This window comes from Orenia marismortui DSM 5156, assembly GCF_000379025.1.
Classification (GTDB): Bacteria; Bacillota; Halanaerobiia; order Halobacteroidales; family Halobacteroidaceae; genus Orenia; species Orenia marismortui.
On the sequence record NZ_KB900617.1, the window covers coordinates 600,096 to 612,179 of the forward strand.

9 protein-coding genes are annotated in these 12,084 nt (G+C 30.7%); all 9 read right to left on the reverse strand.

Annotated elements, in window-relative coordinates; genetic code table 11:
- Window positions 1-236: 236 nt before the first annotated feature.
- On the reverse strand, window positions 237-1,733 hold the full coding sequence (gene hemZ / locus OREMA_RS0102665) for a coproporphyrinogen dehydrogenase HemZ (protein ID WP_018247736.1): 1,497 nt from the start codon (window positions 1,731-1,733) through the stop codon (window positions 237-239).
- A gap of 12 nt (window positions 1,734-1,745) precedes the next feature.
- Window positions 1,746-2,366, reverse strand: a complete 621-nt coding sequence (locus OREMA_RS0102670) for an MBL fold metallo-hydrolase (RefSeq protein WP_018247737.1) — start codon at window positions 2,364-2,366, stop codon at window positions 1,746-1,748.
- A gap of 18 nt (window positions 2,367-2,384) precedes the next feature.
- Window positions 2,385-2,834, reverse strand: a complete 450-nt coding sequence (dtd, locus tag OREMA_RS0102675; RefSeq protein ID WP_018247738.1) for a D-aminoacyl-tRNA deacylase — start codon at window positions 2,832-2,834, stop codon at window positions 2,385-2,387.
- A 15-nt stretch (window positions 2,835-2,849) separates the two neighbouring features.
- Window positions 2,850-5,006 carry a RelA/SpoT family protein gene (locus OREMA_RS0102680; protein WP_018247739.1) on the reverse strand — a complete coding sequence of 719 codons (2,157 nt, stop codon included), beginning with the start codon at window positions 5,004-5,006 and terminating at the stop codon, window positions 2,850-2,852.
- Window positions 5,007-5,097: 91 nt separating this feature from the next.
- A complete protein-coding gene (locus OREMA_RS0102685) occupies window positions 5,098-5,610 on the reverse strand; it encodes an adenine phosphoribosyltransferase (protein ID WP_018247740.1) in 513 nt (170 codons plus the stop codon).
- Window positions 5,594-9,265 carry a single-stranded-DNA-specific exonuclease RecJ gene (recJ, locus tag OREMA_RS0102690; RefSeq protein WP_018247741.1) on the reverse strand — a complete coding sequence of 1,224 codons (3,672 nt, stop codon included), beginning with the start codon at window positions 9,263-9,265 and terminating at the stop codon, window positions 5,594-5,596. The genes OREMA_RS0102685 and recJ overlap by 17 nt, the downstream gene beginning before the upstream one ends.
- Window positions 9,266-9,392: 127 nt before the next feature.
- A complete protein-coding gene (locus OREMA_RS0102695) occupies window positions 9,393-11,063 on the reverse strand; it encodes an ABC1 kinase family protein (protein WP_018247742.1) in 1,671 nt (556 codons plus the stop codon).
- 35 nt (window positions 11,064-11,098) lie between these two features.
- Complete coding sequence (locus OREMA_RS0102700) at window positions 11,099-11,572, reverse strand: DUF456 domain-containing protein (protein ID WP_018247743.1); 474 nt, start codon at window positions 11,570-11,572, stop codon at window positions 11,099-11,101.
- Window positions 11,562-11,918, reverse strand: a complete 357-nt coding sequence (locus tag OREMA_RS0102705) for a phasin family protein (RefSeq protein ID WP_018247744.1) — start codon at window positions 11,916-11,918, stop codon at window positions 11,562-11,564. The genes OREMA_RS0102700 and OREMA_RS0102705 overlap by 11 nt, the downstream gene beginning before the upstream one ends.
- Window positions 11,919-12,084: the final 166 nt, after the last annotated feature.

A 12,084-nucleotide genomic window follows, 5' to 3' on the forward strand; every position in this document is an offset into this window, starting at 1 on the left:
AGCTAATCAGAGACTCCCATAAATCTATTAAAATAAAGATAATTTCATGATAACACTCCTGTAATATATTACCATAAAAAAGAAAATCTATGCAAATTATGAAACTCTCTGAAATATTCAGCTAAATAATATTGTAACGTATCAGATTAAAGATGTCAATTTAAGCTAATTAATAATAAACAGAATTTTATTCAACTTAAAGAAGAACTATAATATATCAAAATATGATTAATAAATTATTTATAAAACAATTCATTAATTTTAGATATTTTCTCATTAGTACGTTCTTTAATCTCTTCAATATACTGTTTGGGAAACTTAGGATTAACTAACCTTTCTAAGCTATAATCTTGAGTATTAATTAATTTAGTTATTGAACCTCCGCCTAATCCAATTACAGTTTCTCTCTCCTCCATCATCAAAATATTATAAATAGACTCTTTCCCCGCTTTTGCATACCCTATATTTTCTAAGTTACCTAAGATATTCTTCTGTCTATACATATAATAAGGAATTAGATCTAATTCCTTAGTCATTTTTTTGGTATACTTCAACATTTCTGATACTTCTCTATCTGATGGTAGATTATTATCCTCTAAACTTCTTTTTAACCTTGAAGCGCGTTTGATAGCCATAGTGTGGACTGTCAAACTATCAGGATTTAAATCTTTAATTCTTAGTAAAGTTCTTTTTACATCATCTATACCTTCTCCTGGCAGTCCAATAATCATATCCATATTAATATTTTCAAATCCAATTTCTCTAGCCAAAGAAAAAGACTTCGTCACTTCATCCACACTATGTTTTCGTCCTATTACCTCTAGAGTTTTTAAATTCATAGTTTGCGGATTAATACTAATTCTTTTAATACCCTGTCTCTTTAAAACCTCTAATTTAGCTTTACTAATAGTATCTGCTCTACCAGCTTCTACAGTAAAGTCACGGAGTTGAGAAAGAGAAAGGTATTTTTTTAAGTTATTTAATACTCTATCTAATTCAGTACTAGATAGAACTGTTGGGGTACCGCCACCAATATAAATAGTATCAACAACTAAGCCTAAATCTTGAACTACTTTAGATACTTCCCTAATTTCATAATCTAAAGCTTCTAAAAAATTCGGCAGATATTTCTGATACTTAGCTATAGGATAAGCAGCAAAAGAACAATAATTACATCTTGTTGGACAGAAAGGAATTCCTAAATATATACTGACTTTATTTTTTGCCTCTTCTGGAGTAGGAAAATAACTACGCTCCAACTTAATAATATTTAATAATAAATCTCTTTTTTCCTTTGCTACACCATAAACATTCTCTAATAAACTATCAACTTTTTGATAATCAAAGCCTCTTTCTAATAGAAAATGGGCTAACTTAGTAGGTCTAACACCTGTTAAAATTCCCCAAGGACTTAAGTCCTCTCCTAAATAGTCACATAACAATCTATAAATGCTCAATTTCAAGCGCTCTTTACATCGTTTATCAAAATCATTACTATTATAAGAATTAGATAAAATCTCTTTATCCTCTATTTCATTGTTTAAATTATTTTGGCCTGCAAAAAAGCTTCTAACTTTAATCCCTGCTGAAGTATCTAACTTAACTATAATATTTAATTCTGCCTCTACATCTTCATCTATATTATGTATCTCTACTTCAGGCAATAATACATTTAATGTACCTTTAACTGAATTATAATAACTTGAATTCATAGTTAAATTTACCGTAACCATATAAACCCTCTCTTATAAATATGAATTTTCTTTTCTTGCTCTATTTAGAGTAGTTTCTGCTCCATGACCTGGACATATTTTTAAATCTTCTTCAAATTCTAAAATTTTGGTAATTGACTCTCTTAAACTCTGATATGACCCTTTAGGAAAATCAGTTCTTCCTACACCAGTAGCAAAAATAGTATCACCTGTAAATAATATATTTCCTAATTTCATACAGATACTACCTGGAGTATGACCTGGAGTATGGATTACTTTAAACTCTAAATCTCCAATTTCTATAGTATCTCCATCTTCTAATAGTCTATCAGCATTAGGACATTTTAATTCTTGACCCATTTCCCCTATAAAAAATGATAGATTTAACTCTGGGTTCTGTAAAAATTCTGAGTCCTGACTATGAATTAACAATTCAGCTCCGGTAGATTCTAACAGTTTAGGATTAGCTGCGATATGATCATTATGACCATGAGTATTAATGATGTATTTAACATTAAGGTCATGTTCATTAATTATTTTTAAAATATCTTCTGCTTGTGATCCTGGGTCAATTATCACTGCTTCTTTCTTCTCATTAGCAACTATATAACAATTAACCGCTAAAGAACCTACTGATAACCTTTTTATAAACATCTACTTCCTCCTTAAAAATTAAAAATCTCTTTTACTGTCCAGTAATATAGTTACTGGACCTTCATTAACTAAACTAACCTTCATCTCTGTTTTAAATTCACCGGTTTCTACTTTCAATTCATATTTATTAATATAAGAGATAAATTCTTCATATAACTCTTCTGCTTTATTAGCAGAGGCTGCATCAGCAAAACTTGGCCTTCTTCCTTGACGACAATCCCCATATAAAGTAAATTGAGATACTATTAATAATTCTGCATCTACATCTAGTGCTGATAGATTCATCTTTCCAGATTGATCAGAGAATACTCTTAAATCAACTATTTTATCTGCCAAATATTTCATATCTTCTATAGTATCATTTTCTCCAATTCCAAGTAAGATTAATAAACCAGTTTTAATTTTTCCAACTTCTCTATTTCCTACCTCAACAGAACTTGAACTTACTCTTTGCAAAACAGCTCTCATCTTTCTCCTCCTTAATTAAGCAGGATTAGCACGTTGTACATTAAGTACTCCTTCAATAGCTTCTAATTTATTGATAATATCCTTCATATGTTCTAAGCTACTAATTTCTAAAGAAAGGTTAATCGTAGCTGATATATCCTTTTTAATCCGAGCATTGATAGATGTTATATTCACCTTAGCTTCAGAAATAACAGTAGTAACATCATTTAATAATGATCTTTTATTTAATGCTTCAATTTTTAATTCTACTTCATAAGAAGTTTGTTGATCTACATACCATTCTACATCAATAATACGTTCTTGCTCAGTTTCTTCTAAGTTGTGTAGGTTAGGACAATCTTCTCTATGAACTGAAACACCTCGCCCACGAGTAATATAGCCTATGATCTTATCACCAGGTACAGGATTACAACATTTGGAAATTCTAACTAATAGTCCATCAATTCCTTTGACTTTGATCCCTTTATTCTGTGGATTCCTTCTAATATTTCGCTTTTTCTTAAGCTTATTTAATTCATATTTAGGACAATCTTTCTTCTCCTCTGGTATTAACTTTCTAACTATTTGACTGACCGAAAATTTATTATAAGAAATGGCAGCATAAAGGCCTTCAATATTAGCAACACCTAGTCCTTTGGCTATTTCTTCTAATTTTTTATTCTTTTCAGATTCTTTTAAATTTATATGTTCTTTTTTTAATCTCGATTCTAACATTTCTTTACCTTTGACACTAGCCTCTTCTTTACGTTGCTCTTTGAACCAATGCTTAATCTTACTTTTAGCTCGTGAAGTCTTAACAAAGTTAAGCCAATCTCGACTAGGACCACTGTTGGTAGAAGTTAAAATTTCAACAATATCACCATTCTTAAGTCTATATTCTAAAGAAACAATCTTCCCATTAACTTTAGCTCCCACACAAGTATGACCAATATCAGTATGAATATTATAAGCAAAGTCAACTGGGCTAGCTCCTTGAGGTAAAGAAATTACATCTCCTTTAGGTGTAAAAACAAAAACTTCATCTTCAAAAAGATCAATTTTTAAGTTTTCCATAAACTCTTTAGCATCACTTAGATCTTTTTGCCATTCTAACAATTGTCTTAACCAAGAAATTTTTCTTTCAAAGTCTTCATCCTTACGATTTCCTTCTTTATATCGCCAGTGAGCAGCAATACCATATTCAGCTGTACGATGCATCTCCCATGTTCTAATCTGTATCTCTAAGGGTTCACCTTTAGAACCAATTACTGTTGTATGCAAGGATTGATACATGTTTGATTTAGGCATTGCTACATAATCCTTAATTCTACCTGGCATAGGACTCCACAACTCATGAATTATACCCAAAACCTGATAACATTCCTTGACCGAACTTACAATGACACGTAAGGCTGTTAAATCATAAATCTCATTAAACTCTTTTCCACCTTTTATCATCTTTTGATAGATACTATATAAGTGCTTTGGCCTACCATAAATATCAGCTTCAATATCTACTTCAGTTAGTTTAGTATTCAGTCTTTTAATTGCTTCTTCTATATATGCTTCTCTTTCAGCTCGATTTTTTGCTATCTTCTTAGCTACTTCATAATATCTATCAGGTTCTAAGTATCTAAAGCTTAGATCCTCCAATTCCCATTTTAATGTAGATATTCCAAGTCTATGAGCCAAAGGAGCATAAATTTCAAGAGTCTCTGTTGCTTTTCTAATCTGTTTTTCTCTAGGTAAGTATTGTAAAGTTCTCATATTATGCAATCTATCAGCTAATTTAATTAAAATAACTCTAATATCCTTAGCCATAGCTAAAAACATTTTGCGTAAACTTTCTGCTTGGTGTTCCTCTCGCGATTTGAAATCTATTTTACTTAATTTAGTAACACCATTAACGAGCAATTCAATCTCTGGTCCAAACTTTTCTCTTAGCTCTTCTGTAGTCACTTCAGTATCCTCTACCACATCATGTAATAAAGCAGCAGAGATTGAAATAATATCCAACTCTAGTTCAGCCATTATTTGCGCTACTTGTACTGGATGACTAACAAAAGGTTCTCCAGAAACTCTATACTGCCCTTCATGGGATTCTTTTGCCAAATAATAGGCTTCTTTTACTAAGCCTATGTTAGCTTCTTCAGTATATGATTTTATTGTGGCTAATAGTTTGTCTAAAGACATAGCATAATACCCCTTTACTAAATTTTAGATCCTTTTTGTAAATATTCAAATTAATTCTACCTAAAAAAACAATTATCTTTTGAATAAATAATTAATCTATAATTAAAGAAAAGACCTCATAGTCAGTTAATTTTTCTCTTCCATCTAAAAATCCTAACTCCATTAAAAAGGCAATCTCAACAATTTCTCCACCAAGCTCTTCAACTAAATCAGCTGTGGCTTTTACAGTTCCTCCTGTTGCTAATAAATCATCAACAATCAAAACTTTGTCTCCTTTTTCAATAGCATCCTTATGTATTTCCAGTATGTTGCTTCCATACTCTAAATCATACTCAGTCTTTAAAATTTCTCCAGGAAGTTTACCCTCTTTTCTTACTGGTACAAAACCTTTATTTAATTTTAATGCTAGAGGAGCACCAATTAAAAAACCTCTTGCTTCTACTCCTAATACTAGATCAATATCTTTATCTTTATATCTTTCAGCAATTTGATCTATAGCTTCTTCATAAGCATTTGGGTCTTTTAATAAGGTTGTAATATCCTTAAAAGCAATGCCCTCCTTTGGAAAATCTGGAATAGTTCTAATCTTATCTGATAAATTCAACTTTATTCTCCCCTTTCAACTCTATAAATCTTTTTGGATAAATTGGTTGGTTAATTAGATTTAATAGTTTTTGTGAATTTTCTTCAAGTGCAAACTTCTTAAATTCTACAAAAGCTTGCTTATCTTCAACACCTTCATTATATCTTATTGATGTTGTTAAGTCTAGTTTTACATCAGGTTTAGGACTTAATTTAATTATTCTACTACTTTCTTTTAAGCGAGTTAACAATTTCAACTCTTCCAAAATCCCTAATCCTGCTGATATAGTACTTGCTTGTACTTTTTTTCCAACTTTATTACCTACCTGATCAGCTAATTCTTGATTAGTCATAATAACTTCTCTATTATTATCTTTTAGCTTTGTTAAAATAATATACAATTGTGCTAAAACATCTCTATCAGGAGCCATGATTTCTAAAATAAATTCATTTATCCTAGCATCCTGTTCACCATACAATAAATGAATATAAGACTCCCGACCATCACGCCCAGCTCTACCACTTTGTTGATTAAATTCAGTGCGATTAAAATTCAAATGGTACAAAATAATATGTTTAATGTCAGGAATATCAATTCCTTCACCAAAAGCGCTTGTAGAAACAACCACTTTTATTTCTCCATTTCTAAACTTATCTTCAACTAGGCTTCTTTCTTGATTGGTCAATCCTGCATTATAAAAGACAATTTCTTGAGCCAAAAAAGGATTCCTATCTCTAAGAGCTGATGCTATTTCGATACTTTTCTCTCGACTATTGACATAAACAATCGTCTTTTCTCCTTTTTTAACTACCTGATCTATATAATTCTCTTTATTGGAAGAGTTACGCTTATCTATTAAGTTTAAATTTTCTCTAATATGAGTATCGATTACAAGATTTTCAATGCTTAAACAATCTACAATTTCTTGGGTTACTTGATCATTTGCAGTAGCAGTTACCGCTAAGACTAAAGGATCTCCCAATTCAGATAATATTTGTGGTATTCTCTTATAGGTAGGTCTAAATTGATTTGAGGCTAAACCAATATGATGACTTTCATCAACTACAAAAAAGCCTATCTTATCTTTAATTTTGCTAAATCTATCTAAATTATATTCAATAAATTCAGGGGTAGTTAGTAAAACATCTACAGCAGCAGAATTAAGAGCTTCATTCAATTCTTCTCTTTCTTTAACAGTTAAAGCACCATTTCCTTTATACACTCTAATTCCTAACGGAGATAATTTCTCCTTTAAAGAATGGAATTGATCATTAACTAAAGCTCTAAGTGGATAAATAATTATTGTCATCTGATTATATTTTATAGCTTGAAAAGTAGCAAAACTTTGGAACACTGCAGATTTTCCTCGTCCAGTACCAAAAATAGCTAAGGTGTTCTGTTCTTTAAATAAACTATCAATCGCTTCTGCTTGTTTAGGTCTAAAACTATAATCCCCAATTAATGAATTTCTAATCTCATCTAAAACTTGATTGTCAGTTTTAGTTGCTAATTTGGAACGAATTAACTTAGTCTCATAGTCTGCTTTCTGATCTGAAGTAATCTTGGCTTTTTCGATAAACAGATTAACACCTAGACTCTGTTTATTATCTATTCCTCCTGTTACTTCTGAAACTATAGCCTTATATTCAATTCCATTATCTAAATAAGGTGCTAAATATTTTGATAAATCAGCCTTTAAAAAACCAATCTGTTTCTGGTTTTTGCTTACTACTTGTATCGCATTTTTATCATATTGATTATCAGGATCTCGTACTAAAAAAACTAAATCCCCTTTATTAACATAATCTTTGATTATATCCTGGCGGCCTTCAAAAGTAACGCCCACTACTTTAGTGTAAAAAGAATCATTCTCTGCAATACCTCGATAAAAATCATCTTCTAATATTTCTTTACTTTTAGCAAAAAGTTGGTCTACAAAAGATAATTCCGGGAATTTGATATCTTTGATTGTTAAGCTCACAGTCTCTGTTCCACCAAAATCATTAATATCCATAGTAAATGCTAAATCTATCTCTTCATTTTGAACTAAAAGTTTCTTTCTTAATTCAGCCATATTCCAAGCAATAGATTCTACAGTTCTACCTCCACTATCAAAATAAATCTTAATATGATCCTCTTCTTTACCAAATAGACTAAAGTTATTAATAGCTAAATCTTTTAAAGCAAATTTAGGTCTAGGATTGCCACAACCATATGGTTCTAGTTTAGATAATTCTCTGACTAAACCTTTAGAAGCATCTTCTATATCAATAACTTGTTCCAATTTAATTCTATCTATTAAATCTTCCTCTGCTAAGACTTGATCAGCATATCCATTAATCATCTTACGAAACTTATTAATATTCTCAGCCTTTAAAGAACATCCTGCCGCTTCTTTATGTCCTCCAAAGCCTTCGAAGCATTCTTCACAATATTTAAAAGCTTCATACAAATTAAAATTTCTAATACTCCTAGCTGAACCTAGTATTCTACCATCTTCAGCATAAGTCAGTAAAACAATTGGACGATAATACTTCTCTTGAAGTTTAGAAGCAGCATTACCAATCACCCCTGGATGGCCTTCCTCTAAAGTAATTACTAATACCTTTTCTTCTTCTAAATCTATATTTTGAGCTATATACTTCTCAGCCTGAGCTAAGATTTGACTGGTTATATCCTGCCTTCCAACATTCATCTCACGCAATTGATCAGCTAAGTTATTAGCAGTTACAATATCTTCTTCAGTAAGCATCTGTACCCCTAAATGAGCCTGCCCTAATCGTCCAGTAGCATTAATACAAGGAGCTAGATAATAGCCTATAGCCCCAGCAGTAATATCCTTGCTCTTATAACCTACTTTTCCTTTTAAGATTCCAATATTAAAATCTCCAGAACCAAGAAAGCTATTAATTCTTTTTAATCCATATTTAACTATAATTCTATTCTCTCCAACGAGAGGAACTATATCAGCAACTGTTCCTACAGTTACTATACTCATATATTTAATTAATTGATCAAGGCTATCTAACTTACCTAGTTTAAGTAACAAAGCATGTACTAATTTAAAAGCAACTCCTACCCCCGCTAACTTCTTAAAAGGATAAGAACAATCTTTTTGCTTAGGATTAAGTATAGCTAATGCCTGGGGTAAGTTATCTGGGACTGTATGATGATCAGTAATAATCACATCAATCCCAAGTTCATTAGCTAAATTTACCTCCTCGATTCCTGAAATCCCACAATCAACAGTTATAATTAAATCTGTATCTTGCTGAGATAAATTACTAATTGCATCTTTATTCAACCCATATCCTTCTTTCAATCGATTAGGTATATAATAATCAATATTAGCATTTAAATCTTCTAAAACAGTTATTAATAAAGATGTACTGGTAATACCGTCTGCATCATAGTCACCATAAATAACAATCTTCTCTTGCTTATTAATTGCCTGCTCAATTCTAGAAGAAGCTTCTTCCATATCTTTTAGAAGAAAGGGATCATTTAAATCCTCTAGACTAAAATCTAAAAACTCCTCTACTTCTTGAGGAGTTTTTAAACCTCTATTAGCTAAAATCTGAGCCATAATCGGGCTTATATTTAAATTATCAACTAATTCATCTATGGTTTCTTGATCAGCGCCTTGTATGTTCCATATTTTTTCCTGATCTAGCATTATTATCCCCCATTTGTTTGCAAATTATACAATTGTACCACTCTTATATCTTCTTCATTAAGATGAGTTTTCCTTCTTAGATTAATAATTTAGTTTTATCAATAATAATAAAATTTATGTATTTAAATTAAAATCTACCTGATTTGAGAATGGAAAAAACCAACCACATCCCCAAAATAGCAGCTATCAAAAATCCAGAAACACCTAAAATAGGATAACCTAAAAAGGATGGCCCTTTATCTATCAACATAATTAAAGATGATCCAATAATTAAAGCAGAAATAATTAATGAAATAGATAATCTGTTGGTTATTATATCCATCTTGGAAATTAATGGATCTAATCCTATATGATTAAATTTAATCTCTAAATCCTCTTCTTGAATTAAACTAAAGAAATTATGTATCTCTTTAGGTAAATCTGATAAATACTTTGTTATCTCTTGTAATTTTTCTGTTGTCTCTTTGGCTAATCGTTTTGGACTTAATCTTTCTTTTATAATCTGTTTAGCAAAAGGTCTTGCTACAGTTAATATATCAAATTCTGGATCGACCTTAGCTACGACTCCCTCAACAGTTACCAAAGACTTTACTAATAAGATAAATTCTACAGGTAGCTTAATTTTATATTTGAAAGATAAATCTAATAGTCTATTCATAATAGTTGATAAATCAATCTCTTCAAGTGCTACTCCATGATATTCATCCACAAGTCTATAAAAATCACGCCTTAATGATCTCATATCAATTTCTTTAGTTACCATTCCAAGATCTAATAATTGTTCAATAAATTTATCTATATCCTTTCTTAATAGATAAATAAATAAGTTGGCAATCCTTTCACGATCTTCTTTACTTAACTGTCCAACCAATCCAAAATCAAGTAATACTACCTTATAATCATCAGTAATAATTAAGTTCCCAGGATGTGGATCTCCATGAAAAAATCCATCTATCATTATTTGTTTCATAAAAGACTCACTAATTATCTGTGGAATATCATGATTCTTTAACCTTTTATTTGACTTATTAATTTTGAAACCTTTAATAAATTCCATTGTAAATACTTTTTTTGTAGTTAAATCACCAATTACTTTAGGAATAATAACATCTTCTTCATCATTGAAATTCTTTTGGAATTTTTTACTATTCCTAGCCTCTATACAATAATCTAATTCTTCTTTGATCATTTTAGAGAAGTTATCCACTATTTCTACGGGATCAATAATATTATCTGTGAAAACTTTATTCTTTAAGAGATTAGCCAGATTAGACATGATATCCAAATCAGTCTCTATTGTCTTTTGAATATCTTTGCGCTGTACCTTAACTACAACTTCTTCCCCTGTATTTAAGATAGCTTTATGAACTTGTCCAATAGAAGCACTAGCTAAAGGAGTATTAGATAGCTCACTGAAATAATCCCCATATTCTCCTTCTAATTCACTATTAATCTGTTCAACTACATCTTTAAATTCCATAGGTGGAACTTGATCTTGAAGTTTTTCAAATTCATCTATGTAATTTCTAGGGATTAAATCAGGACGAGTACTAAGTAACTGACCTAATTTGATATAAGTCGGACCTAGTTCTTCTAAAACCTTTCTAACCCTAGTTGCTCTACAATCTTGAGGAGGTTTTTTAGCCTCTAATGCCTTGATCCTCTTTCTTAGTGGTACAAACTGACGCAAATCCATCACTTCAATTAAATAACCAAAGCCATGCTTAATAAAAACCTCTACTATTTTTCGATATCTTTTTATATTTCTATAGCGCATATTAATTCCTTTAAAGATCATTATAAGCCACCATCCTGATAGTTGATAGTGTTAAATTAAAAAATTCTTCTAAGTAATAAAGCAGTCATAATCACTGAAATAATAAAAGACAGAAGAGAACCACCAAACTTGCCTACTATAGTTCCTATTCCTACTTTAATAGCCTCTTTCACATTTTTCCCCATTATTAATTCTATGCCTATAGAGCCTAATAGTGGACCTATTAAGATACCAATTGGACCTAATAAAATCAAAGCCAAGATACCACCAATAATTGCCCCAATCAATCCATATTTGCTAGCTCCAAAATATTTTGCCCCTAAGACACTAGCAAAATAATCTAGCCCTTCTGCAACTAAACTCATTAAAACTAAAGATATAATAAAGCCCCATCCAATTACTGTGAATTTAGTTGCTATAGCATAAATTAAAGCTGCTAATAAAATTAAAGGGGTGCCAGGAACCATAGGCACCAGTGTTCCCAAAACCCCTAAGCTAGATAATATAACTGAAATAATTTTAAAGCTCATCTTCTACTACCTCTATTTTATTCTCCTTTAAAGCTTCTATCTCCCGCTCTAAGGATTCTATATGCAACTGAAGTTTATTAATTTGACTATTTAACTTATCTACTTCTTCTTTTTTTACCAAACCTGCTTTATTTAAATTATTTTCAACTTCTTTTATGATTCTTTCCTTCATATTCTCTCGTTGTTCTTTTGCCTTTTGAACCATATCATTAACCAAATCATTAGCTTCTTCACGACTCACTTTTCCTTCTGCTACTAACTGTTGAACCATTTCTTCAACCTTGTCTTTAGTGAAAAATACAGCACCTAAACCAGTAACCATCATCTCTTTAACAAAGTTTAGCACTCTAAACACCTCCATAGGTTGTTAATAATTATATCACAACTCTTATATTTTTTCCAAATAATCCAAAATTGATACTACTATACTGTTATCTATTTTATTTATAATAAATATATACTAAAAATATTAACAACTTAAATAAAAAACCTCTTGGCTTTTAAAAGCCAAG

Coding starts and splice junctions, on each gene's coding strand:
- hemZ (WP_018247736.1), bottom strand. CDS start 1,733: ATGGTTACGGTAAATTTAACTATGAATTCAAGTTATTATAATTCAGTT.
- OREMA_RS0102670 (WP_018247737.1), bottom strand. CDS start 2,366: ATGTTTATAAAAAGGTTATCAGTAGGTTCTTTAGCGGTTAATTGTTAT.
- dtd (WP_018247738.1), bottom strand. CDS start 2,834: ATGAGAGCTGTTTTGCAAAGAGTAAGTTCAAGTTCTGTTGAGGTAGGA.
- OREMA_RS0102680 (WP_018247739.1), bottom strand. CDS start 5,006: ATGTCTTTAGACAAACTATTAGCCACAATAAAATCATATACTGAAGAA.
- recJ (WP_018247741.1), bottom strand. CDS start 9,265: ATGCTAGATCAGGAAAAAATATGGAACATACAAGGCGCTGATCAAGAA.
- OREMA_RS0102695 (WP_018247742.1), bottom strand. CDS start 11,063: ATGATCTTTAAAGGAATTAATATGCGCTATAGAAATATAAAAAGATAT.
- OREMA_RS0102700 (WP_018247743.1), bottom strand. CDS start 11,572: ATGAGCTTTAAAATTATTTCAGTTATATTATCTAGCTTAGGGGTTTTG.